The organism is Chryseobacterium panacisoli, from assembly GCF_008274625.1.
Taxonomy (GTDB): domain Bacteria; phylum Bacteroidota; class Bacteroidia; order Flavobacteriales; family Weeksellaceae; genus Chryseobacterium; species Chryseobacterium panacisoli.
This window is the reverse complement of record NZ_VTRU01000007.1, coordinates 88,860-112,422: the sequence shown is the minus strand read 5'-3', so window position 1 is coordinate 112,422 and position 23,563 is coordinate 88,860. Positions and strand designations below refer to the sequence as shown.

General features: G+C 37.1%; 22 protein-coding genes and 5 tRNA genes. 10 read left to right on the top strand and 17 right to left on the bottom strand.

The window, feature by feature from the left end; genetic code table 11:
• Positions 1 to 4 precede the first annotated feature (4 nt).
• The 4 genes from FW781_RS20615 (at position 5) to FW781_RS20600 (ending at position 5,432) form a co-directional block, all read left to right on the top strand.
• Entirely contained in the window at positions 5 to 1,315 is a 1,311-nt protein-coding gene (locus tag FW781_RS20615; RefSeq protein ID WP_149389147.1) for a DUF5690 family protein, read from the top strand.
• 11 nt (positions 1,316 to 1,326) lie between these two features.
• Positions 1,327 to 2,481 (top strand): TIGR03364 family FAD-dependent oxidoreductase, encoded by a 1,155-nt coding sequence (locus FW781_RS20610; RefSeq protein WP_149389146.1) that lies wholly within the window; start codon positions 1,327 to 1,329, stop codon positions 2,479 to 2,481.
• A 7-nt stretch (positions 2,482 to 2,488) separates the two neighbouring features.
• The gene (locus FW781_RS20605) at positions 2,489 to 3,157 is read left to right on the top strand and encodes an HAD-IA family hydrolase (protein ID WP_149389145.1); all 669 of its coding nucleotides are present in this window, start codon (positions 2,489 to 2,491) and stop codon (positions 3,155 to 3,157) included.
• A 421-nt stretch (positions 3,158 to 3,578) separates the two neighbouring features.
• The gene (locus FW781_RS20600; RefSeq protein WP_149389144.1) at positions 3,579 to 5,432 is read left to right on the top strand and encodes a LamG-like jellyroll fold domain-containing protein; all 1,854 of its coding nucleotides are present in this window, start codon (positions 3,579 to 3,581) and stop codon (positions 5,430 to 5,432) included.
• A gap of 74 nt (positions 5,433 to 5,506) precedes the next feature.
• Here FW781_RS20600 and FW781_RS20595 read toward each other — a convergent pair whose 3' ends face one another.
• The 3 genes from FW781_RS20595 to FW781_RS20585 are packed head-to-tail and all read right to left on the bottom strand — an operon-like array spanning position 5,507 to position 7,831.
• The gene (locus tag FW781_RS20595) at positions 5,507 to 5,992 is read right to left on the bottom strand and encodes a GNAT family N-acetyltransferase (protein WP_149389143.1); all 486 of its coding nucleotides are present in this window, start codon (positions 5,990 to 5,992) and stop codon (positions 5,507 to 5,509) included.
• Between the two features lie 14 nt (positions 5,993 to 6,006).
• Positions 6,007 to 7,422, bottom strand: a complete 1,416-nt coding sequence (locus FW781_RS20590) for an aminotransferase-like domain-containing protein (protein WP_149389142.1) — start codon at positions 7,420 to 7,422, stop codon at positions 6,007 to 6,009.
• A 40-nt stretch (positions 7,423 to 7,462) separates the two neighbouring features.
• Positions 7,463 to 7,831, bottom strand: a complete 369-nt coding sequence (locus FW781_RS20585) for a hypothetical protein (RefSeq protein ID WP_149389141.1) — start codon at positions 7,829 to 7,831, stop codon at positions 7,463 to 7,465.
• 281 nt (positions 7,832 to 8,112) lie between these two features.
• On the opposite strand from FW781_RS20585, the gene FW781_RS20580 reads away from it, so the two are divergent.
• Entirely contained in the window at positions 8,113 to 8,754 is a 642-nt protein-coding gene (locus FW781_RS20580) for a helix-turn-helix domain-containing protein (protein ID WP_228720247.1), read from the top strand.
• Positions 8,755 to 8,826: 72 nt separating this feature from the next.
• Here FW781_RS20580 and FW781_RS20575 read toward each other — a convergent pair whose 3' ends face one another.
• From FW781_RS20575 to FW781_RS20550, 6 genes are all read right to left on the bottom strand, one after another.
• Positions 8,827 to 9,531, bottom strand: coding sequence for a hypothetical protein (locus tag FW781_RS20575; protein WP_149389140.1), 705 nt, complete (start codon positions 9,529 to 9,531; stop codon positions 8,827 to 8,829).
• Positions 9,532 to 9,744: 213 nt separating this feature from the next.
• Positions 9,745 to 9,828: transfer RNA gene (locus FW781_RS20570), tRNA-Leu, on the bottom strand.
• A gap of 86 nt (positions 9,829 to 9,914) precedes the next feature.
• Positions 9,915 to 9,996: transfer RNA gene (locus tag FW781_RS20565), tRNA-Leu, on the bottom strand.
• A 120-nt stretch (positions 9,997 to 10,116) separates the two neighbouring features.
• Positions 10,117 to 10,200, bottom strand: a tRNA-Leu gene (locus tag FW781_RS20560).
• A 6-nt stretch (positions 10,201 to 10,206) separates the two neighbouring features.
• Positions 10,207 to 10,282, bottom strand: a tRNA-Gly gene (locus tag FW781_RS20555).
• Positions 10,283 to 10,286: 4 nt separating this feature from the next.
• Positions 10,287 to 10,368: transfer RNA gene (locus FW781_RS20550), tRNA-Leu, on the bottom strand.
• Between the two features lie 178 nt (positions 10,369 to 10,546).
• Here FW781_RS20550 and FW781_RS20545 point away from each other — a divergent pair.
• Genes FW781_RS20545 through FW781_RS20530 form a run of 4 tightly spaced genes read left to right on the top strand, consistent with a single transcriptional unit; the run spans position 10,547 to position 13,420 of the window.
• Positions 10,547 to 10,924, top strand: a complete 378-nt coding sequence (locus FW781_RS20545; RefSeq protein ID WP_047380715.1) for a DUF3127 domain-containing protein — start codon at positions 10,547 to 10,549, stop codon at positions 10,922 to 10,924.
• Between the two features lie 60 nt (positions 10,925 to 10,984).
• The gene (gene aat, locus FW781_RS20540) at positions 10,985 to 11,638 is read left to right on the top strand and encodes a leucyl/phenylalanyl-tRNA--protein transferase (RefSeq protein ID WP_149389139.1); all 654 of its coding nucleotides are present in this window, start codon (positions 10,985 to 10,987) and stop codon (positions 11,636 to 11,638) included.
• Entirely contained in the window at positions 11,625 to 12,503 is an 879-nt protein-coding gene (locus FW781_RS20535; protein ID WP_149389138.1) for a DMT family transporter, read from the top strand. Before aat ends, FW781_RS20535 begins: the two co-directional genes overlap by 14 nt.
• Positions 12,504 to 12,550: 47 nt before the next feature.
• Positions 12,551 to 13,420 carry a hypothetical protein gene (locus FW781_RS20530; protein ID WP_149389137.1) on the top strand — a complete coding sequence of 290 codons (870 nt, stop codon included), beginning with the start codon at positions 12,551 to 12,553 and terminating at the stop codon, positions 13,418 to 13,420.
• A 47-nt stretch (positions 13,421 to 13,467) separates the two neighbouring features.
• On the opposite strand, the gene FW781_RS20525 is transcribed toward FW781_RS20530, so the two are convergent.
• From FW781_RS20525 to FW781_RS20490, 8 genes are all read right to left on the bottom strand, one after another.
• On the bottom strand, positions 13,468 to 14,850 hold the full coding sequence (locus tag FW781_RS20525) for a tetratricopeptide repeat protein (protein ID WP_149389136.1): 1,383 nt from the start codon (positions 14,848 to 14,850) through the stop codon (positions 13,468 to 13,470).
• A gap of 207 nt (positions 14,851 to 15,057) precedes the next feature.
• Complete coding sequence (locus tag FW781_RS20520; RefSeq protein ID WP_149389135.1) at positions 15,058 to 16,026, bottom strand: quinone oxidoreductase family protein; 969 nt, start codon at positions 16,024 to 16,026, stop codon at positions 15,058 to 15,060.
• A gap of 218 nt (positions 16,027 to 16,244) precedes the next feature.
• The gene (locus FW781_RS20515) at positions 16,245 to 16,826 is read right to left on the bottom strand and encodes a Crp/Fnr family transcriptional regulator (protein ID WP_149389134.1); all 582 of its coding nucleotides are present in this window, start codon (positions 16,824 to 16,826) and stop codon (positions 16,245 to 16,247) included.
• A gap of 49 nt (positions 16,827 to 16,875) precedes the next feature.
• Positions 16,876 to 18,258 (bottom strand): phosphoglucosamine mutase, encoded by a 1,383-nt coding sequence (gene glmM / locus FW781_RS20510; RefSeq protein WP_149389133.1) that lies wholly within the window; start codon positions 18,256 to 18,258, stop codon positions 16,876 to 16,878.
• 68 nt (positions 18,259 to 18,326) lie between these two features.
• The gene (locus FW781_RS20505) at positions 18,327 to 19,343 is read right to left on the bottom strand and encodes a DUF4421 family protein (RefSeq protein WP_149389132.1); all 1,017 of its coding nucleotides are present in this window, start codon (positions 19,341 to 19,343) and stop codon (positions 18,327 to 18,329) included.
• A 218-nt stretch (positions 19,344 to 19,561) separates the two neighbouring features.
• The gene (feoB, locus tag FW781_RS20500; RefSeq protein WP_149389131.1) at positions 19,562 to 21,595 is read right to left on the bottom strand and encodes a ferrous iron transport protein B; all 2,034 of its coding nucleotides are present in this window, start codon (positions 21,593 to 21,595) and stop codon (positions 19,562 to 19,564) included.
• Positions 21,595 to 21,849 carry a FeoA family protein gene (locus FW781_RS20495; RefSeq protein ID WP_034693968.1) on the bottom strand — a complete coding sequence of 85 codons (255 nt, stop codon included), beginning with the start codon at positions 21,847 to 21,849 and terminating at the stop codon, positions 21,595 to 21,597. The genes feoB and FW781_RS20495 overlap by 1 nt, the downstream gene beginning before the upstream one ends.
• Positions 21,850 to 21,982: 133 nt before the next feature.
• A complete protein-coding gene (locus tag FW781_RS20490) occupies positions 21,983 to 22,882 on the bottom strand; it encodes a GLPGLI family protein (RefSeq protein ID WP_149389130.1) in 900 nt (299 codons plus the stop codon).
• 183 nt (positions 22,883 to 23,065) lie between these two features.
• Here FW781_RS20490 and FW781_RS20485 point away from each other — a divergent pair, with 183 nt between their 5' ends.
• Entirely contained in the window at positions 23,066 to 23,563 is a 498-nt protein-coding gene (locus FW781_RS20485) for a DinB family protein (RefSeq protein WP_149389129.1), read from the top strand.

Here is a 23,563-nt window from a genome sequence, read left to right as displayed (position 1 = left end):
TATTATGGCCAGAACCATCAACAAAAAAACACTGGTAACACTGAAAGCTGCTTTCGCTGCTTTTGGTGTTTACTTCTGCATGTACGGCTTCAGAAAGCCTTTTACTGTAGCTTCTTTCGAGGGACTTTCCTATTTCGGAGTAGATTATAAGATTCTGATTATTATTGCACAGGCAGTAGGCTATTTTATTTCAAAATTTATCGGGATCAAATTTATTTCTGAACTGAAACCACAAAAAAGACTTACTTATCTGTTTGTTTTTATTGCTATTGCAGAGCTTGCCCTGTTAGGATTTGCGGCTGTTCCCGCCCCTTACAATATTATGTTTATGTTGATCAACGGGATTCCGTTGGGAATGATCTGGGGAATTGTTTTCTCCTATATTGAAGGACGCAAAACGACAGAAATCATTGGTTTATTCTTATGTTCAAGCTTTGTCGTTTCTTCAGGGTTTACAAAGTCGGTAGGAAAATTTTTAATGGATACGTTCTCGATTTCCGAGTTCTGGATGCCGTTTTCAGCCGGACTTCTTTTTGTGATTCCTTTACTTCTTTTCGGGCTGCTTCTTGAAAAAATTCCCCAACCTACAGAGGAAGATATTTTACTTAAAAACAAAAGAGAGCCATTGAATGGCCGGGAAAGAAAAGCACTGATTCAGCAGTTTTTTGTTCCGATCGTGTGTATTATCTTTTTATATATCAGTTTAACGGTTTTAAGGGATTTCAGAGATAATTTCAATCGTGAGATCTGGGACGGACTGCATTTTAGTTTCGACAGTTCTATTTTCACTTTAACGGAAATACCCATTGCGGTGATGGTACTTTTGATCTTAAGTTTCATGGTCAAAGTAAAGAATAATAAAAGGGCATTTGCTTACTATCATTATATTCTTTTTGCTGGAATTCTTACCGTGGGACTTTCTACTTATCTGTTTCAGCAGGGTTCTTTATCTCCTTTTTTATGGATGACGATTTCCGGTTTTGGAATGTATATCTGCTATATCCCTTTCAACGGAATTTATTTTGACCGGATGATCGCAGCATTTGAAATTAAAGGAAATGTAGGATTTCTTATTTATATTGTAGATTCATTCGGGTATCTGGGAAGTGTGCTGATTCTTTTGTACAAAAATTTTGGTTCAGCTCAGACTTCATGGTTACATTTCTATATCAACTTAAATTACATCATCACCGTTACAGTTTTCATTCTTTCGGTGATTGCTTTTCTGGCTTTCAGGAACAAATCAAAGCCAAAACCAAAATCAAACCCAAATTCTAATCAATTCATCAATTTCGATACGTCGAAAATTTTATAAATTATAATACAATGACAACAAAATTTGATTTACTCGTTGTAGGAGGTGGAATTTTAGGAACATTCCATGCTTATCATGCGCTGAAGAAAAATCTTAAGGTCGCTTTACTGGAAAGAAATTCTGTTCCTCAGGGAGCCACTGTAAGGAACTTCGGACAGGTAGTACCGTCCGGAATGGATCTGAAATGGCAGAATTTCGGAAGAGAAAGTCTCGCCATATACAATGAACTTCATACCCAGGCGGATCTTACTATCAGACAAAACGGATCTGTATATATCGCTTCCAATGACGAAGAGCTTCAGCTGATTGAAGAACTTTATGAAATCAACAGAAACAATGACTATGAATCTGTTTTATTATCAAAAAACGACTGTATCAAGAAATATGACGGTCTCCGTTCAGATTACTGTAAAGGTGGACTGTTTTTTCCACAGGAACTTTCTGTAGATTCTGCAGACATGATTGTAAAACTTCATACACTGCTTCAGGAAAAGATGGGATTGCAGATTTTCTATAACACCACAGTTCTTGAAACACATGAAGATGATCAGAAATGTACCGCTGTAGCTGCAGACGGAACAGAATTCAACGCTTCAAAAATCATCATTTGTGGCGGACATGAGTTTAAGACTTTATATCCTAAAGTATTCAATGACAGTGATCTGGAAGTCAGTAAACTTCAGATGCTTCAGACCAAACCTCAGGGGATTTATTCACTTCAGGGAAATATTCTTACCGGGCTTTCTGTAAGACGATATGAATCATTCAGCGAATGCCCTTCTTTTCAGAAAATCAAGGCCTTAGAAGACCCCAACTCATTTGAAAAGAAATACGGAGTTCATATTTTATTCAAACAGGCCCTTGACGGTTCTGTGATCATAGGAGATTCTCATGAGTATGCGGACGCTAAAAATGCGGATGATCTGGGATATGACCTTAATATGGAGATTGACGAATTCATGATTCTTGAGGCGAAGAAAATCATTGATCTTCCTACGTATGAAATTCAGAGAAGGTGGTTCGGAATTTATTCCCAGTGCAAAACGAAAGATATTTTTGAGCACAGTCCATCTGCCAATATTCATATTATAACAGGTATCGGAGGAAAAGGGATGACAGGAAGCGGTGGCTTCTCCCAATTTAATATTGAAAAAATTTACGCATAAAATTGAAATGAAAAATATAGAATTATTGGTTCTGGATATGGCCGGAACAACTATTGATGAGGATAATGTAGTCTACAAAACACTTACCAATGCAGTGAACGATTACGGCTATGTGGTAAGCCTGGAAAAGGTATTATCCAGCTGTGCCGGTATGGAAAAACAGGAAGCCATTACAAGTCTTTTAAAGGAAATCAATGGCAATGAAGAAGACGCTCCTGCAATCTTTGAAAATTTCTCTGATCAGCTTAAAGAATCTTATAAAAACCTTGAGGTAAAACCCATTATCGGAACGGAAGACTTCCTTCTCAGCATGAAGTCTCAAAATAAAAAGATCGTTTTAAATACAGGCTATACTTCTGAAATTGCTCATCAGCTTTTGAATAAACTCAACTGGAAAGAAAATATTCATTTTGATGCTTTAATTACTGCTGACGACGTTTCGGAAAGCCGTCCAAGCCCTGAAATGATCCATCTTGCCATGAAGAAATTCAACATCACTGAAGCCAATAAGGTTTTAAAGGCCGGAGACTCTGTTATTGATATCGAAGAGGGTAAAAATGCCGGCTGCGGACTAACCGTAGCTGTCCTTTCAGGGGCTCAGACCCAATCAGAGCTTGAAAAAGCGTCACCTGATTATATTCTGAACACCATTTCTGAGGCTGAAGGTATTCTTTAACAACTTCTTTTTTAAATATTTTTTATACTTCTTGACACAAATGTTTTCATGGTAACTCATTGGAAACGTTTGTGTTTTTACCACCCCATCAAATTTCTAATTTTACAGAGGTTTTCACAAAAGCTAAATAATTTGGCTTTTGTCATTCTGACGAAGGAAGAATCTTATTGATCTGCGAAACATTAGATTCTTCACTATATTTCATTTCATTCAGAATGACACTTTTAAAACAGCCTCGATTTAGTACAATCAATTGAATATTTGAAAATCCGAATATTTCAAGAACTTTTTTCTGGAACTTTTTAATTATCAATTAATTAATTTTCAGTTTACATATGTTTACAAATAGTAAACTAATTTTACAATAGTTAAAAATAAATTACTATTTGTAAACTTTTGATTTTAAAAAACTCTTTTTCCTATGAAAACAAAACTATTATCAATGGCTGTTGTAATGAGCTGTTTCCTTGGAGCTCAGACCAAAAAAGTTCTTTTCATCGGTATCGACGGATGCCGTGCAGATGTAATGATGTCTACTCCTACTCCCAACATTCAAAACCTTATCAGTCAGTCGATCTATTCTGTCGACGGGCTTTGTGCTGCCACTACCTGGAGTGGAAACGGATGGAGTACTATGCTTACCGGTGTATGGCACACCAAGCATAATGTTCAGGACAATAATTTTACAAGCCCGAACTATGTTAATTATCCTGACTTTTTAACAAGAGCAGAAACTTACAATTCTGGTCTGAGAACTATTTCTCTTGCTCATTGGGCACCCATTAACGATAAAATTATCCAAAACGCTGATGTGAAAACCAATCTGGCAACAGATCTTGCAGTGAAAAATGCTGCTGTAACAGCTTTGCAGAATGATAATCCTGATATTCTCTTTGTAGATTTTGACGATGTGGACCACGCAGGACATTCTTATGGGTTCTCTTCAAGTGTCCCTCAGTATGTTTCTTCTATTAAAACAACTGATACTTATGTCGGAGAGATTGTTACAGCTATGAAAAACAGACCTTCTTATAACAATGAAGACTGGCTGGTAGTACTCACTACAGACCACGGAGCAATAGAAAGCTCTCATGGAGGCGGAAATCTTTCGGAAAGAAATATTTTTACGGTGTATTCCAATCCGGGATTTACTCCACAGCAAATCAGCAAAACAGTCCTTGAGTCCAGTAAGACGTTCAATCAGTTGAATTTTCCTGCAGGAACTTATGCAAAACCTTCCAATCAGGCTCCTTTCAATTTCGGTGCAAATCAGGATTTTACGATTGAATTTTGGGTAAAGCCTAATGCAGCCTATTCCAGTGATCCCGTGATGATCAGTAATAAAAACTGGGCTAATGGGAAAAATAAAGGATTTGTTTTCTCAGGGTATTCCGGGCAGACATTCAAGATGAATATTGGTGATGGAAGCAACAGAATAGATCTTGTTGGCGGAAAAGTGGAAACCAATAAATGGAAACATATCGCTGCCAGCTTTGACAGGGATGGTCTTGTAACGCTGTATGAAGATGGTGTTCCGGTAACTTTTGCTAAAATGAATACAATCGGAAATATTGATTCCGGACTTCCTTTAACTTTAAATCAGGATGGAACAAATATTTATGGAATCAATCTGGCAGCTTCTTATAAAGATGTGAGAATCTGGAAATCGGCTCTTCCTAACGATGTAATTGTGAATTGGGCTAATCAGGATATTACACCTTCACACCCTTATTATTCTCAGTTATTAGCCAATTGGAAATGTAATGGAACTTCAGGAAATACCTTGACGGATTCAAGTCCAAATGCTAATAATATGACGGTAACCGGTTCTCCTGCGTACAATACAGGTACTGTTAACAATTTCAAGGTGTATGATTATACCTCAACGACAAGAGAAACCGATCATTTTCCTACGGTATTGAACTGGCTTTGTATTCCGGTGCAGTCTTCATGGGGGATTGACGGAGTGAACAGAATTCCGGTATGTTCCAAAGAAGTATTGGCATCAAAAGAAATGAAGATCATTGCTGATGATTTTAAAATATATCCAAATCCTGTTTCAACATTTATCGGAATCCAATATAGCTCTGAGGATAAGGAAATTAAAGCAGAAATCATCGACAGTAAAGGAGCGCTTGTTTCAACGTTATATTTACAGTCTTCAAGAGGATATTACGATGAAAAAATCAGTATCGGAAATCTTCCGTCAGGAGTGTATTTTATTAAAATCAACGGAAGCAAAAAGTCATTAACCAAGACTTTCATCAAGAAATAAAACAGTAAAGCAATTAGATTTAAATTTTGATATTAGAACAAGGATATTCCTATCCGAGTTCTAATATTTTTTTGTTATATATTCAGATTCAGCTCCATCTGCACATCTACACGCTCATATCCTGCATCCACAATAGGCACATGCTTAAAACCCAGCTTTTCATAAAGTTTTATTGCAGGAACCAGCACAGAATTTGTTTCCAGAACTACTTTTTCAGCATTCAGGCTTTTTGCCAGATCTACTAAGGCGGTTCCCAGTAAATATCCTATTTTTTTACCCTGAGCTTTAGGACTTACCGCCATCTTTGACAGCTCAAAAGTGAGAGGATCCTCTTTCGATTTCACCAATGCACAAGTTCCTACGGCTTCATTATTTAACAGCGCAAAAACAATATGCCCTCCTTTATTTAAAATATATTCTTCAGGATTATCCAACAGCTTATAATCACCCGCTTCCATCACAAAGAACGTTTTGATCCACTCTTCATTTAAAGCTTTAAAAGCCCCTTTATACTGAGGTTCATAGACTACAATTTTTACTTCATTCTTAATATCATTCATCGCTATAAGGTTTATTAAATTCTGTTTTTTATCATTTTCCCAAGTTTCTCCAGATCACTTTCCACTCTATCAGTCCATTCTAATGCATAGTTCAGCCGCATACAGTTCTGATACTGATTATATTGTGAAAATATTCTCCCCGGAGCAAAGTTTACCTTCTGGCTGACAGCCAAATCATAGAGATCTTCCGTACAGATTCTCTTATCCAGTTCCAGCCAAAGCATAAAACCTCCTTTGGGATCTGAGATTTTTGTATTATCCGGAAAATATTCAATCACTGACTTCTGAATCTGAAGGTAGTTGGTATACAGCTTTTTCCTGAACATTCTCAGATGATGATCATAACGCCCATGGGCCAGGAAATCTGCAATCACGTCAGAAAACAAAGAAGGTCCGCTTACTGTCTGAACCAATTTCTGACGGATAATTTTTTCTTTGAATTTTCCGGGAGCCACCCATCCTACTCTAAAACCAGGAGCCAATGTTTTGGAAACCGAACCTACCCACATCACAATTCCTGCTTCATCATAAAATTTGCATGGTTTTGGCCTTCCCGCTCCGAAATAAATGTTTCCGTACACATCGTCTTCCACCAATGGGACATTGTGCTCGGTAAGCATCTTCACCAGCTCTTTTTTGTTCTCATCAGGCATCTGAAACCCTAACGGATTATTATAGTTCACTACAAAACAACACGCAGAGAGCTTCGGAAGCTCCTTCTTTAAAGCATCCAGATCTACACCTGTAATGGGATGAGTCGGAATTTCTACGGCTTTAAGTCCTAATAACTGAATCGCCTGAAGGATTCCAAAATACACCGGACTTTCTACAGCCACAGAATCTCCGGGCTGAGTAACCGCCATTAAGCAGTTATAAACCGCATTCATGGCTCCGGAAGTAATAACCAAATCATCTTCTGTGATTTTCCCTTCCATTACCATGGACCATTTGGCGATTTCCCGTCGCAGTACTTCACTTCCCTGTACGGGCTCGTAATTGGTTCCGCTGTCGCTCTTTCTTTTCATTACATCGATCATGCATTTCTTCATCTTGGCCACCGGAAGAAGACTTTTTCCTGGAATTCCAAGGGCAAACTGCGTAACATCTGTACCTCCGATGCTTCCAAACACTTTATCTATAAGGTCTTGTGGAGTATTCTTACCTTCAGAGACTTTCATTTGGGTCACAGAAGGCAGCGCCAGCTTTCTCTGGGAGGTCTGGCTTACATAATATCCGTATTTGGGACGTGATTCTACCAAAGATCTGCTTTCGAGCTCCATATACGCCTGTTTTATCGTGTTCAGGCTTACATTGTATAATTTCTGAGCACTTCTCAGCGAAGGAAGCCTGTCTCCAAACTGCAGGGTTTCACTTTTAATCTGCTCTGTGACAGAATTAGCTATTTTAAGATACAGAACATCTTTTGGCATTGCATTACGGTTTTAAGTAAATGTACAATTTTATCCTGCTCTATTCAGGGTTCAGCCAGCTGATCATACTGTTGATACTGCTTTTTAACTGTTCCGGATCCTTGAAATTGGGCGTATTATTGTTTTTAAAATATCTTTCAGCACGGGAAAAGAAATTTCTCTTCTCAGTTTCTGTCATTCTGTTTTTATCATAGATTCTGAAAGATATCTCATCCTTTTCATTCACGATAAGACTGGCAAAAGCAACTATTTGATTTCCATTTTTAGCCAAAAGAAAAGGAAGTCCGAAATTCTGATCTGCTTTTTTCAAATTCTGTGTTTCAAGAAAGATATTTTTCAGCATCAACATGTCTGATATATAAGCCTCAGCATATTGAAACTGTTTCTGATGTTGAGTGATTGTTTCCATATTTTCTTCTTTAGCTTAACAAAATTATGGAGTATTTAATTTTGGATACAGATACAGAACTATACAATATTGTGGGTACAGATTATATTATAATGCCCGGAATTTGTAATAACGAAAGAAAACGGTTCCACCACCAAACCAGAAATTGATATCATAAAGAGCACTATTTATGCAATCGCTATTTCAACCTCTAAAGTATTGTGATACCGGATCGTTGTGTAGTGTCGCTTGCACATGGTTGCAAATATTTTTATCAACCATTTGTTCCGCATTTTCTATATTTGCAAAAAATTTTAGACAGCATGAGCTTCTTTGGAAGTAATATTAAGACCATACGACAGATTAAAGGATTAAGCCAAAAGGCCTTTGCGGACTTATTTGATTTAAACAGAGGGGTAATAAGCTCTTATGAGGAAGGACGCGCAGAGCCAAAAATAGAAACAATCCTGAAAGTTGCCAATCATTTTAATCTTGATCTTGATAAATTTCTGACAGAAACCCTACAGCCAAACCAATTGGGAAGTATTTCATGCACTGATCAGCTCATACTTTTCCCGGAATTGGCTCTTCAGAATGACAAGAAAACGCAAGTAACAACGGAAAATAACAGTCTCAATATATTATTATTGCAAAAAATATTAGCATCTGTTGATTTGATCTATGAATTTACTACAGAAAAGCACCTATTGCCACCATATCAATATGGAGATATTATATTTCTGAATAAAGCCGATCCAAATACAGAACCTATTCATAAGTTGTTGGTGTACACCAATAAAACCCTTCAATATATATCTGATAATCAATTAATAAATAAAAAAAATAAGGAATATTATAAGATTGTAGGATATGTTTCTACCACCGAAAAGAATATATTTGCAAGCATCTTTGAAAGACTGGAAAGGCTGGAAAATAAAGGATAGCCTATCCATCAGACAAGAAATAAAAATCCCCATGCAGTTGATTGCATAAGGATTTTTATGAGTTATCACATTTTACTTAAAATCGTTTTCTTCAATACTCTTATTATAATACAATTCCACAAGGTTGGCTTCCTGATTTCCACTTTCAGAAACAAAAGTAGATTTAGTGGCATACCAAAGATCTCCGAACTTCTTGTAATCACTTTGTAAAACCGTTGAAAACGTATTCTTTTCTCCATTTTCAACAGTTTCTTCTTTGCTTAGAAAGAATGATTTCACATCGTAATACAGATAAGTCACCTTTCCTGTTACATAGGTGGCTTTTATTTTATAATATATCTTATCAGGATTCTCATCAATAAGTTCAATTTTGTACAGTTGAGGATCTATGTAGGCTAATTCATTGATGATATATTTTCTGTCAGCTTTATCTTTGAATTCAGCAGGATCAGCCAGTTTTCTCTCACCATTCACCAATTCATATCCTGTTTTCCCATCAAACCAGGATCTGTATACAATCCTTCCCTGATATTCAATCTCAAAACTTCCTTTGTTAGGCACCATTTCTTTTGTGATCCAGTTTACCTTACGGCCGTCCATTACCGTTTCTGATTTGGAATAAAGTGTTTTTATACTGCTTAAAAGTTTCTTACCTCCTTCTGCTTGAATAGCTTTTTCAATAATTTCCCGGGCTTTTTTCTCGTTGGCTGTCTGTGAGAATAATTGATGAGAAGCAGTTATCAACGTAACAGCTAAAACGGTATTCAATAATTTCATGATTGTTTTATTTCTGAAACAAATGTACCAAAAGCAGCCTCAATTTTTAAATTATTTAAAATTATTTGTAATTAAATCGATCTTCGTTTTGCCATCAATAAGTATTTAAAGCTGAAAACAACCGTTAAAGACATCTTATAATATACAAAATATGACAATGAGTGATTATCAGACATAAAAAATCCCTCCATAATCAGATTACAGAGGGACTTGTACCCCAGACGGGACTTGAACCCGTACGTCCTTGCGGACACAGGATTTTAAGTCCTGCGTGTCTACCAGTTCCACCACCAGGGCATGGTGTGGAGCGAAAAACGGGATTCGAACCCGCGACCCCAACCTTGGCAAGGTTGTGCTCTACCAGCTGAACTATTTTAGAATAGTGCGGATGAAGGGACTCGAACCCCCACGCCTCACGGCACCAGATCCTAAGTCTGGCGTGGCTACCAATTACACCACATCCGCTGGTTTGCTGATCTGAATTTACAGATTCAGGCTATATTTCTTACAAATATAAAAATTTTATTTAAAGAACACTCTCTATTAAAACAAAAAACCCTCCGTAAGATATTACAGAGGGTCTTGTACCCCAGACGGGACTTGAACCCGTACGTCCTTGCGGACACAGGATTTTAAGTCCTGCGTGTCTACCAGTTCCACCACCAGGGCATGGTGTGGAGCGAAAAACGGGATTCGAACCCGCGACCCCAACCTTGGCAAGGTTGTGCTCTACCAGCTGAGCTATTTTCGCATAGTGCGGATGAAGGGACTCGAACCCCCACGCCTCACGGCACCAGATCCTAAGTCTGGCGTGGCTACCAATTACACCACATCCGCTGGTTTTTTATATTGTAAGTTTTAAAGAGCTTGCTTCGTTTTTGTGAGTGCAAATATAAGGCAATTTCCTTTACTACCAAACTTTTCAAAGAAAAAAATTAAATTTTCTACATTTTTTTTTCGCGGCACCTTTTATTACATTTCATTTTCTTACTTTTACATCGTTAATATTTACGATATGGAATTACAAGGAACGGTAAAGAAACTTTTTGATGCTCAAACATTTGCGAGCGGGTTTCAAAAAAGAGAAATGGTTATTTTAACTCAAGAACAGTATCCACAGCCGATAAACATAGAATTTTTATCTGATAAAATCAGTTTATTAGATAACCTTAAAGAAGGAGAGAACGTAAAGGTGGGAATCAACATCAGAGGTAGAGAATGGGTTTCTCCTCAAGGTGAAACTAAATACTTCAACTCTATTACAGGGTGGAGAGTAGAGAAAGTTTCTGAAAATGCTTCAGAACCTACTCAGGCAATGTCTCAGCAATCTGCAACTCCAGTTTCAAACGAAAATCCGTTCGCGGGAGACGATGATGATGATTTACCTTTTTAATTAAAGAATATAAGATCAAATATAAATCCTGCTTTTTGAAGTGGGATTTTTTTTCTAAGCATGGTTCGATTAGACGAAAACGAGATTTCATTTCCTGACCCTGAGCTGTATGGCGGTCATGAAGGAGTGGTTGCTTTTGGAGGCGACTTGTCTGTAGAGCGTATCTGGTTTGCTTATCAGCTGGGTATTTTCCCCTGGTACAATCCCGGAGAAGAAATTCTTTGGTGGTGTCCGGACCCAAGGTTTGTTCTTGACCCGGCAGAATTAAAAGTTTCAAAATCAATGAGAAAGATATTAAACAGAAACGTTTTCACTTTTTCAGAGAATAAAAATTTCAGGGAAGTAATCAGGAATTGTCAAAAGGCAACCCGAAAAGGACAGTCCGGGACATGGCTTTCTGATGAATTGATGCATTCTTTTATCCAGCTTCATGACTATGGCCTTGCCAAAAGTATTGAAGTGTGGCAGGATAAAGAGCTTGTAGGTGGTTTTTACGGACTGCAAATTGGCAGTGTCTTTTGTGGAGAAAGCATGTTTGCTACAGTGAGCAATGCTTCCAAAGCAGGATTCATTCATTTTGTAGAGAGCAACAGAAACAAGATTGAATTAATTGATTGCCAGTCCCATACAGAGCATCTTGAAAGTCTTGGTGCTAAAATGATTCCTAAAAAAGAGTTTCTAAAAATTTTACACGAAAATAATGAACGCGGATAAAGAAAAATGGGTTCTTCTGATTATCCTGAGTATTATCTGGGGATCATCCTTTATTTTAATCAAAAAATCGCTTGAGCATTTTAATCCTTATCAGGTAGGATCTTTAAGGGTTCTTATTGCAGGGATTATTTTACTTCCGGTTGCTATTTCAAATTACAAACTCTTCCCGAAAAAACATTTAAAATGGTTAATTCTGGCTGCTTTTACAGGGAATTTCATTCCTATGTACCTTTTTCCAATCGCAGAAACTGAAGTCAGCAGCAGTATTGCAGGAATCATCAACTCTATGATGCCTATTTTCGTGATTATTGTAGGGGCTTTGGTCTGGAAATTTGAAACGACAAAAAAGCAGATTATAGGAACTTTAATAAGTTTCACCGGGGTATGTATCCTTGCATTCGGTGGAGGTGACAGCGGTGAATTGAAAATGATTCCAATCCTGTTGTTATTATTGGCCACTTTATGCTATGCCATGAGTACAACAACGGTCAAATCAAAGCTTATGGAAGTTTCTTCCACTGTTTTATCAGCTTTTGTATTCTCATTTGTCTTACTATTTCCCTCTATTATAGCACTTACGTGCACCGGATTCTTTTCGGAGTTCAGCTTTTCAAAGGATAATTTGCTGGGCCTTATGTTTGTGAGTCTCTTATCTATCTTCGGAACGGGTCTGGCGATGACAATGAATTATCGTTTACTGAAAGTTTCGTCTCCCCTTTTTGCTTCCACGGTTACTTTAGTAATGCCAATTGTTGCTATTATCTGGGGTATTATAGATGGTGAAAAACTGACTTATTTACAATTTATAGGGGCAGGAATCATCATTGGAGGACTTATATTTTTAAGAGCAAATCCAAAAAAATAAAATCATATTATAAATTAAATTATATTTGACTGATTTAACTTATAACTATGAAAAAAATTCTACTTTGTGGCTCAATTGCCTTATTAACACTTTCATGTTATTCTTCTGACGATAACGATCCTTTTGACAACGGCGATCCTTCCAATCAAAGTGTAATTCTTCCTACAAAAATGATCAAGGATGGTATTGTAATGAAAATCAATTACAACGGAACCAAAATCATCAGCATGATTAACAATATTAATCATGGGCAAAGAATTGAATTCAGCTATACCGACGAATATGTTACTGGAATCAAAAATTACGAAAACAATATTCTTGAAAGCACCGTTGAATATGGATATAATAACGGCCGTATGGCTTCAGCAGTTACAAAAGAATATTCTACTGCAGGTACAGTACAGAACACCGTTACATTTACTTATGTTTACACAAGCAATACAGAAATCAATGTAAAAAGACAAACAAATTCTGGGGCTGCAGGGTCTTCTACAATCAACAGTGTATTTACCTACAACAATGGAAATATGATAAGCAATGTAGGTTCAGGCACAGGAACCGTAAATGGGAACACCGTTAATTACACAGAAACAGAGACCTACACTTACACGGATAAAAACTATCCTTTTAAAAATGTAAAGGGCTTTGATAAAATCATATTCAACGGAAACGAAAGCAGCGATGGGGTAAGCATGTTGTTTTCAAATATAAAGAATAGCTTAAGCTCCTATAAGGGACAGTTTACCAATACCACGGCTGGCGGAGGAACCGGAACCGGAACAACTTCTCATAAATATACCACTACATTCAATACCGCAGGTTACCCGTCTGTAGAGGACAGACAATCTCTTGATATAAATGGAAATCCTCTTACAAGCGCTCCTGATAAATTCATCTACGAATACAACTATCAATAAAAAAAACCTGCAGAAATGCAGGTTTTTCTATTATTTTTTAGATTAATCTAGTTCTTTTTCCTCACTTTAGTCGCTTTTACCTTTTTCACTTCATCTTTAATGAAAGGATATTTTTTCTGCATATCCTTAACTAAAGACGGATCAAGGTCTAATGCTTTCTGAAGTGATTCTGTTCCTTTATCCTGATCTTTCAGATTGAAAAAACAATTGCTCAACTGATAAAACAGTTCAGCTCTGTGATGTTTTTTTAAGGCACTATTCAACACAGTTACCGCATCTTCGTACTCTCCTACCAACATTAAAACTTCTGAGTAGGCATACCAGTTGTAGAACCTTGTAGGCTCAGCATCCACCAGCTTTTTAAGACAGGAAAGGCTTTCTTCAAACTTCCCTGAATCGATGAAAAGAAACGCTAATCTTTTTTGATACTCAAGATTGTTTTCATTCAGCTGGGTAGCTTCTTTCGCATAATGCAATGCTTCAGACATTCCGCCCATTTCTTCGTAAAGATAGGACTGTTCCATCATGGCAAGATAAAACTGAGGATCTTCTCTCAATGATTTCTGGAATGCATTTAAAGCTAAAATAGGTTGTTTTAATGCCTTGTTGCACAATCCGATCTTATAAAAAGTAAATGCTTTTGTGTATTCCAGCTCCAGCATTTCTTCATAAGTATCGATGGCTTTCTGGTATTGTCCCATAGCTTCATAACAAGCTGATTTGTTAGCATATACTCCTACAGAGTTTGAGTTGATTGCCAACAAATAATCGTAGCCTCTTATAGCTTCATCATAATTTTTTCTGTTGAAATAGAATTGTCCGTATTCAAACCAGGCAGTTTCAGAATAAGGGAATTCATCTAAATATTCATTAAGAAAGGCTATAGCCTCCTCGCTCTTATTCAGGTCACTGAAACACACCATACAGTTTTCCAGCGAATATTCATCCGTTGGATCTTCTTTCAGTGCTTTTCTGTAATGTTTAAGCGCGTTAAAAGGGTCTCCAAGATTCACATATTCATCCGCAATAAAGTTGTGGAGAAAGTTTTCTTCTTCCTCTAATGTCAAAGCTTTTTTACAAATTTCAATGGATTTTCTGGGATTTCCTAAGCTCGAATAATATTTGGCGTAACAAACCAAAAAGTCTGTGTTCTCCATAGAAGCACCTTTCAGCTCGTTGATAAGTTCTTTCGCCATATTATACTCTTCCCATTCCAGAAGGATTTCAAGTCTTTTGATCTTGATATCCAATGAATTGGGATGAAGCTTTAGACCATAATTAACCGCCATATCAGCGTAATTAAAATCACCAAGCTCCAAATAATAAACAATAATGTCTTCCAACTCTTCTGTATCAAAGTAGAATTCGTCATTGTTTTCCATCATTTCCTCGAACTTTTTTACAAGTTCATTTCCAAAATACTCTTCCAATAGTGTCCTCTTTGTCGGCCTGATGTCTGAATTTGCTTACAAACCTCGGCAAACGGTTAGTTAATAATACATCTGAAACTGATATTCAAATATTTATGCAAAGTTGCAACTTTTTTTTGAATTTTCCATTTCATAAATTTCTATTATAAAAATAGTAAAAAAAGAAAACCAATAAAAGGATTGTGGATAAAAAAATGGAAATTGGGGTTAAATTCTTATGACCAGACGTTTTCCGCTTTGTATATCAGCATTCCATACGGTTTTGATATTTTTAATATCAGCCTCCTCTGTTTCCATCTTAATTTTTCCTTCTACGGCTGCCCGATACATTTCCGGAATAATTTCTGAAAACAGAAGTGCAGATTCTTCTTTCGTCCAGCTTCCCAGTCCTGATCCTGAAATCTGAATATCAGTTCCTCTGAGAATCTGTGAAGACAGTTGAATGGTGTCTCCGCTCATTCCTCCTATGGTTACCAGTTTTGTTTTATGGGAAAAAGTTCCGTCACCTTTAAGGGCAGTCAATATCATTTCTACAGAATGGCCCCAGATATAATCCAAAATAATATCTATAGGCGTCTGCTGATGAACTTCTTTTATTTTTTGTTTAAAATCATGATCTGTGGATTGAAGAGAAATTACCTCATCAGCTCCGAGTTCACGCAAAGATTGTAAGGATTCTTCATTTCTTCCGATAACGATGATCTTTCGGGCGCCATATAATCTGGCAATCTGAACGGCTATTCTTCCCGTAATTCCTGTCGCTCCATTGATAAGTATCGTATTTCCGGGCTGCAATCCTGCCTTGAATTTTAAAGCCATCGCTGATCCCATGACCGCATTGGGTAATGCCGCAGCTAAAGAAAAATCCAGTTCTTCAGGAATGGGAATGATCATTTTTCTGTCTGCTGCGGCTTTTTCAGCCACCGTTCCTTTTTTGCTGAAAAAATAGACTTTATTTCCGTTTTCAAGATATCCTGCTCCATCTGTTCCAATAACCGTTGGCTGATGCTCCTGATGTTCTGTAGAATAATGATTTCCTCCAGCTCTTGCTCTATCAAGATTTTTAATAGAGGCTGCTTTTACTGAAACCAAAATTTCATTTTCCTGTACTTCAGGCTCCGGAAAATCTGCATATTGAGGGATACTTCCTTTTTCAAATACTACTGCTGCTTTCATTCTTTTAATTTTTAACAAAATTATTGATGATGAATGCTGGGAAGCGATAACATTTGTTATCAATTGGGAAAGGAAGCTGGAGGAAGGGAGGCTGGAAGTTTATAAAGATGGAAATAGAATTGGAACACGGAGGACACTCAGTGATATAATATTGAGTATTATTCGTTCACAATGGAACTTCGTTTAACAAGTATATGTGTTTTCTTCCATCTTCCGCCCTATCCCAATCTCTCTTTCAGGATTTTGCTTTTGATCCTGCTGAGATGTACCGTTGTAATACCCAGATAGGAAGCAATATAATGTTGGGGAACTCTTTTAACAATCTCCGGCTTGGTTTTGGTCAGATTGATATACCGCTGCATAGGTGTATCTTTAATGAAGGAAAAGAAATGTTTCATATAATCGAATACTCTTTCAAAAAGAGCATCCATAAACAGGTTTCTGAGCTCTGGATTTTGATAGACTTCTTCCAGGAAAGCTTCCACATCAGGTTTGCTGATCCTGTATAAAATACACGGCTCTATGGTCTCAAATGACACCATGCTTGGCAAGCCTTTTTTAAAGCTTTCAAGGGAAGAAAACATTGTATTTTCAAGAAAAAACTGGAATGTTACGTCTTTGCCGTCATTATTATACCAGGCTCTCACCATTCCTTTTTCAATATAATAGGCATTATAGGAAACCTCATCTTCTTTTAAAAGTAAGGTTTTGGCAGGAACTTCCATCCGTTCAAAGCTGCCCAGAAATTTTCTCCATTTTTCTTTAGGAAAGGGAAATTTGTTTTTGATATGCTCAAACATGCCTGATAGAAAAAAGAACGGACAATTCGTCCGTTCTTCCTGTATTTTTTTAGATTAAACTTTTAATTTTAGCTATGATATCATCACCTAACTGATCAGCTTCTTCCTGAGAATGAGCTTCCGTGTAAATTCTGATAATCGGCTCTGTATTTGATTTTCTAAGGTGAACCCAGTTGTTTTCAAAGTCTATTTTAACACCGTCTACTGTAGAAACGTCTTCATTCTGATACTCCTGTTCCATTTTGCTTAAGATAGCATCTACATCAATCTCCGGAGTCAGTTCTATTTTCTTTTTACCCATGAAATAGCTTGGATATCCTGCTCTTAGCTCAGAAACGGTTTTGTTTTCTTTAGCCAAATGAGTTAAGAACAAAGCTACTCCTACCAAAGAGTCTCTTCCGTAATGTAAATCAGGATAGATAATTCCTCCGTTTCCTTCTCCTCCGATGACAGCATTTTTCTCCTTCATCAAAGTAACAACGTTTACTTCTCCCACGGCACTGGCAAAATATTCTGAATCATGGGAACGTGCCACATCTCTTAAAGCGCGGCTGGAAGAAAGATTGGAAATAGCGGCTCCTTTTTTGTGTTTCAACAGATAATCTGCAACAGCAACCAATGTATATTCTTCACCAAACATTTCACCTTTTTCATCAATCAGAGCTAATCTGTCTACATCCGGATCTACTACAACTCCTACGTCTGCATTTTCTTTTTTCATCAATTCGCAGATGTCTCCCAAATGTTCTTTCAAAGGTTCAGGATTGTGTGGGAAATGCCCTGTAGGCTCACAGTATAATTTGATGGTTTCACAACCTAATTTATCCAAAAGCATAGGAATGGCAATACCTCCTGTAGAGTTTACGGCATCCAGGGCCACTTTAAAGTTTTTAGCTTTGATCGCTTCTACATCTACCATTGGTAAATCAAGGATCTGCTGAATATGGATATCAAAAGCATCATCTCTTGTTTCATATTTTCCAAGATCGTCTACTTCTGCATAATTGAAATCTTCACTCTCTGCTAAAGCAAGTACTTCAGCCCCGTTTTCTCCGGTGATGAATTCTCCTTTTTCGTTCAATAATTTAAGGGCATTCCACTGTTTTGGGTTGTGGGAAGCGGTAAGGATAATTCCTCCGTCTGCCTTAAGCTCTGGAACCATTATTTCAACTGTTGGCGTTGTAGAAAGGCCAAGGTCTATCACATTAATTCCCAATCCCTGCAACGTAGCCGTTACCAAAGAAGAAACCATCTGACCAGAAATTCTGGCATCTCTTCCGATGATAAGGGTAAGATCTTTTTTGTTTTTATTATTCTGAAGCCAGGTTCCGAATGCGGATGCGAATTTTACTACATCCAGCGGTGTTAAGTTATCATTTACCCTTCCACCAATGGTTCCGCGAATTCCGGAAATAGATTTTATTAATGACATGATGTTTTTACTTTTATTTTGTTCTTTCTAAATTTTCCAACGCAAAGATACTTAAAAGACCCTTCAACTTATAAGACCGGAATCTTTTTTTGGATTTTATCATAGGTATTTTTTACAACTTTCGGTGGTGCAAAACGATACCCTATATATAACAGTCCATAAAGGTTATTATTTTCTACGGTCTGGTTGTTTTTCTGATCATAGGCATAGGACTTGAAATTCATTTTACCACCGAATAAGAACCGGTCTGTATTATACCCGATGTGAAGGCCGCCCTGCATTCTTATGGTAGCATACTGTGCATTTTCTTTGGTTCCTGAATTCTGAACATCGCGGTAACTGGAGAATTTTCCTCCGATTCCAACAGCCAGATAAGGTGAGATATTCACATTCTTGCCAATGACCCAATTATAGAAATATCCTATATTTCCTCCGATATTATATTGAGTCTCTTTGCTTTTTATACCATCAATTTTATTTCTGAAAATAGTAAGGTCATAATCTACAAAAGGAACCCAGCTTCCGCTACTTTTATACTGCCATTCTCCTTGTGTATAGATACTTCTTGCTGAAAAATTTTTATTGAGAATATAGGAGGTGGAGCCACCAAAAGTTTGAACCCTTAAATCCGGAAACTGAATATATGGATCTCTTCCTTCCTGCCATCCGGGAGAAAGGTCTTCCATATTTTCAACGTAAAAGCCGTTTACATTTTTATAATAAACATTCTGGATCAATCTTCCGGGAAAGAATCTGAAGCTCAAATCGGTATAAGAGCTTTTTCCTTTCATTGCATCCTCATTGTTTCCCTGTAAAAACCTGGGTGAAAATGATACTGTCGCACTTATAATTCTATAATCGACTGAAAAGGAAGTTTTGGTTTTATTGTTGATTGACAGGTCCATCTCGAACGCATCCTTACCTTCTCCTGATGAAAAGACATAGTTCTCGATATTGGTATCAAGATTCACACGAATCATTACCTGATCCGCATAAGATTTGGTATTAACTGTATCTGACTGTGCCTTTACCAGAAAGGTAAATAAAGAAAATAATACTAGTGATCCTGCTTTTAAAAAATTCAAACCGAATAATTTACATTAGAAAAATGAAATTACTACATTTTTTTCAATTATCCGATGAACCCAGTATTAAGAACAGCCACAATCTTTATCGCAGTTGGTTCTTTTGGAGCTGAATTTCTTAGGTGCAAAATTCTTTTTAAGTACTTTAAATAAAGAGTAGCAGGCAAATGCTACAATTAATAAGATAAGTACGTACTGAAAGATTAATGATGAGTCCATTACTTTAAAATCTGATATACTATCATCGACACAAAATATGCCAAACCTGTCATCATGACCACCTGAAAGCCAGTCCATTTCCAGCTTTTGGTTTCTCTGTAGACTACTGCAAGTGTAGAAACACACTGCATTGCAAACGCATAGAAAAGAAGAACCGATATTCCGGTTGCAAAGCTGAAGACTTTTTCTCCGTTTGGTTTTACATCTCTTCTCATTTTATCAATTACTTTTACTTCCGGAGCATCATCCTCCAAACTGTAAAGTGTAGACATAGTTCCTACGAACACTTCTCTTGCCACGAAGCTGGTAAGAATTCCTACACCCATTTTCCAGTCGTAGCCCAGAGGAGCAATTACAGGCTCTATTCCTTTACCCATTTTGGCAAGGTAAGAGTGGTCAAGATGAACGTCTGTAGCTACCAATTCGTTTGTTTTCTGACTTGGTCCGAAATAGCTCAGGAACCAGATAATAACGCTTACAATGAAAATTATTTTTCCGGCTCCGGTAATGAAGTCCCATACTTTCCCCAAAACCATTTTAAGATCGTAGCCAAAAAGTGGTTTTTTATAGGCCGGAAGGTCCATTACCAGGTATGTTTTTCCTTTGCTTTTAATAAATCTTTTCAGGATTGCTGCTGAGAATAACGCGACTAAGAAACCCAGGAGATACATTCCCATCAAAACCAGCGCTTTATATTTTATTCCTAAAAATGTCCCTTCTGAGATAATCAGTCCGATAATAATACTATACACCGGAAGTCTCGCAGAACACGTCATAAATGGTGTTACCAATATGGTCAGCAATCTTTCTTTTACATTTTCAATGTTTCTGGTAGAAATTACCGCAGGAATAGCACAGGCCGTTCCCGATACCAGGGGAACAATACTTTTTCCGTTAAGTCCGAAAGGACGAAGCAACCTGTCCATCAGGAATACAACTCTTGCCATATATCCTGAGTCTTCCAGCAGATAAAGGAAATACAACAGGATTCCGATCTGTGGTGCAAAAACCACAATTCCTCCGATTCCCGGAACGATTCCGTTTGAAATCAGTGAATTAATTGGTCCTTCAGGAAGATGTTCACTTGTAAATGCTGCCAGCCATGAGAAAGTTTCTTCGATCCAGTTCATTGGATATTCCGCAAGGAAGAAAACACTTTGAAAAATAACAAGCAGGATCAGTAAGAAAACAACATACCCCCAGAATTTATGAACTAAAACTTTATCCAGTTTTTCAGTCAATAATTCTTTGAACTGGGCTTTTTTAGAAATTACATCAGCCAGTATCTTGTCTACGTTCTGATATCTTCTAACAGTTTCCTGAACCTGTAATCTTTTTGGAACCAAGCTTTTAGAATCCGCCTCATTCAATTGTTCCATTACTGAGTTTATTCTGCCAAGATCTGTTCCCAGTGAAAGGCTCATCCAGGCTTTGTATTCATTATCGAAACCTTTATGTGCGGCCAGTTTCTGAATAAAATCTCTATGTTCGTTTGGTGTTTCAAAAGAAGCGGTATTTGTTTTTACAAATTCATTGTTGTAAATCGCTTCTCTTACCGTATCAATCCCGATCTGCTCCTTGGCGTTAGTCTGGATAATTTTAATGCCTAGTGCGTCGGAAAATTTTTGAATATCAATAGTAATTCCTCTTCTTTCTGCCTGATCAATCTGATTGACAATCAGAACCATGGGAATCCCAAGATCCTGAATCTGCTGAAACAGAAGCAGCCCTCTTTTCAAACTCAGTGCTTCAAGAATATAAACAACTCCTTCATAATTTTTCTGCTCATCAATAAGATATTTGGAAAAAATAGCTTCATCTTCTGAACTCGGGTAAACGCTGTATGAACCGGGAAGATCTATTACTTCCACCTCTTCGTTTTTATAAGTATAGCTTCCCGAATGGCTTGCAACGGTAACGCCGGCATAGTTCCCGGTCTTCTGCTTTTTGTTGCAAAGCGTATTGAAAACCGTTGACTTTCCTACATTAGGATTTCCGACTAAAAGTATCTTTTTTTTCTTGTTTTCCTGCATTAATTCAATTCTTCAACAATGATGTAATCTCCTTCTTCCTCACGAAGAGCAATCCGGCTTTTTTCTGCTCCAAACTCCACATACATTGGCCCATTGAACGGAGCCTGATACAAAATTCTGAAAGTGGTTTCCGGAAGAAGCCCCATTTCAATGATTTTATTGGGCATTTTCAGATGGTCATTATCATACCCCAATATCTTCCCCATTTTGTTTTTAGGGAATCCACTTAATTTATGTAATCCTTTCTCTTTCAAAGCCTAATTTTTAGTCCTGCAAATATACGTTATTTAAATTTAATCTAAATAACGTTTTGAGATAAAAGAAATCACCCCAAACACATTGCTGTATCTGGGGTGATTCAAAATATAATTTAGTTGATATGAATGCTTATTTTTTCTTCACGTCTGAAGCTTGTTCTTTTTCTATTGGATTGTCATTGGCATTGAAGAAATCTTTATACATCTTTTCTTGCTTCTTCATCATGTCTCCGATTGTTCCATCCATTCCAGGAATTGATTTAGACATCATTTCCTGTGTCATCATAGGTCTTACAGAAGAAAATGGATCTTTTTTGAAATCATTGAATGTTTTTTCAAACTTTTCTCTCGGCATTTCAGTCACTTTTAAACCAAGGTTGGAGAGCTTTTCCATGTATGTCAATTCTTCCCAATCTGGAACTTTTTTATTTCCCTGAAGAACCCAAGAATAATTTTTGCCTTCGTCCTCAATCTTTACGATCAAGCCCGGAAGTCCTGAAAATTTATACGGTCCATCCTGAAAAGGAAGCTCTGAGCTGAACCAGGCTGTCCATTTCTTTCCTGCAAATTCCGTTGTTGCTTTCTGAGCATTGTAGGATCCAATTTTAGCTTTTTCGTTAGAAATTTTCCAGTCTAATTTTAAAGTTTCATTATATCCGATACTCATAGGAGAAAATCCGCTTGCTATTCTCTCAACATATTGGATTTTCATATCCGGATAAGTCTTCACTATTTTTGCAGAAAACTTTGGCATTTTGAAAGATTTAGATAGATCTTTATAAACTCCTGCCTTTTGCATTGCTTCAAACTGAACTTTCAGAATAGAATCTTGTCCAATAGCTGTAAAGTCTCTATAAACAGATCTGTCTTTAACTATATCAAGAGCCATAATTACTTTCTCAAGCTTCGCCGAGTCTTTCTTCGGCTTAAAAGTCAGTTCATAAAAGAAACGGTTTGCAGCTTCCTTTGATTCCTGAGCTCCTGCAAACGCAAACAGAGCAATAAGAAATATGGAGAATAACTTTTTCATTATAACAAGTTTTATATAATTAGTTATCACATGACTACTTTTGTTACAGTTTTTTTGAAATTTTATTTTTTAGCAAAAAGATTTATCTCCTCCGGATTACATGGTGACTAAAAAATTATGATTCTCTTAAAACAGTTTCATTTTTAAAACGCTTACCTTTAAGTTTCTAAAAAACAAAATATTATGGACACGTTATCTCAATTAAGATCTGAACTGGAGGGAGAATATCAAACCACAAAAAAGTTTATTGATTTGTTTCCCGAAGGAAAAAATGACTTCGCTCCCCATGAAAAAAGCATGAAAATGATGCCTCTTGCCACCCACCTTGTAGAAGTTTTTGAATGGCCAAACACAATTTTAAATACTTCCGAACTGGATTTTGGAAAAGGAGACTACAAACCTACCGTTCTTTCTACAAGAGAAGATCTTAAGAAAAAACTGGAAGAAGATTATCAATCAGCAAAAACAGCATTAGAAAACAGCACAGAAGAAGACCTGAATCCCAGCTGGACTATTAAAAACGACGGTCATGAACTGGCAAGCTGGAGCAAATACGGAGCGATCCGCCATGCATTGAACCAGATTACGCATCACAGAGCGCAACTGGGAGTATATTACAGACTGAACAACATTCCTTTGCCGGGAAGCTATGGGCCTTCAGCAGACCAGCAAAGCTTTTAA

Bases quoted from the DNA above. Each gene is read 5' to 3' on its own strand.
- FW781_RS20615 (WP_149389147.1), top strand. From the start codon at position 5: ATGGCCAGAACCATCAACAAAAAAACACTGGTAACACTGAAAGCTGCT.
- FW781_RS20610 (WP_149389146.1), top strand. From the start codon at position 1,327: ATGACAACAAAATTTGATTTACTCGTTGTAGGAGGTGGAATTTTAGGA.
- FW781_RS20605 (WP_149389145.1), top strand. From the start codon at position 2,489: ATGAAAAATATAGAATTATTGGTTCTGGATATGGCCGGAACAACTATT.
- FW781_RS20600 (WP_149389144.1), top strand. From the start codon at position 3,579: ATGAAAACAAAACTATTATCAATGGCTGTTGTAATGAGCTGTTTCCTT.
- FW781_RS20595 (WP_149389143.1), bottom strand. From the start codon at position 5,992: ATGAATGATATTAAGAATGAAGTAAAAATTGTAGTCTATGAACCTCAG.
- FW781_RS20590 (WP_149389142.1), bottom strand. From the start codon at position 7,422: ATGCCAAAAGATGTTCTGTATCTTAAAATAGCTAATTCTGTCACAGAG.
- FW781_RS20585 (WP_149389141.1), bottom strand. From the start codon at position 7,831: ATGGAAACAATCACTCAACATCAGAAACAGTTTCAATATGCTGAGGCT.
- FW781_RS20575 (WP_149389140.1), bottom strand. From the start codon at position 9,531: ATGAAATTATTGAATACCGTTTTAGCTGTTACGTTGATAACTGCTTCT.
- FW781_RS20545 (WP_047380715.1), top strand. From the start codon at position 10,547: ATGGAATTACAAGGAACGGTAAAGAAACTTTTTGATGCTCAAACATTT.
- aat (WP_149389139.1), top strand. From the start codon at position 10,985: ATGGTTCGATTAGACGAAAACGAGATTTCATTTCCTGACCCTGAGCTG.
- FW781_RS20535 (WP_149389138.1), top strand. From the start codon at position 11,625: ATGAACGCGGATAAAGAAAAATGGGTTCTTCTGATTATCCTGAGTATT.
- FW781_RS20530 (WP_149389137.1), top strand. From the start codon at position 12,551: ATGAAAAAAATTCTACTTTGTGGCTCAATTGCCTTATTAACACTTTCA.
- FW781_RS20520 (WP_149389135.1), bottom strand. From the start codon at position 16,026: ATGAAAGCAGCAGTAGTATTTGAAAAAGGAAGTATCCCTCAATATGCA.
- FW781_RS20515 (WP_149389134.1), bottom strand. From the start codon at position 16,826: ATGTTTGAGCATATCAAAAACAAATTTCCCTTTCCTAAAGAAAAATGG.
- glmM (WP_149389133.1), bottom strand. From the start codon at position 18,258: ATGTCATTAATAAAATCTATTTCCGGAATTCGCGGAACCATTGGTGGA.
- feoB (WP_149389131.1), bottom strand. From the start codon at position 21,595: ATGCAGGAAAACAAGAAAAAAAAGATACTTTTAGTCGGAAATCCTAAT.
- FW781_RS20490 (WP_149389130.1), bottom strand. From the start codon at position 22,882: ATGAAAAAGTTATTCTCCATATTTCTTATTGCTCTGTTTGCGTTTGCA.
- FW781_RS20485 (WP_149389129.1), top strand. From the start codon at position 23,066: ATGGACACGTTATCTCAATTAAGATCTGAACTGGAGGGAGAATATCAA.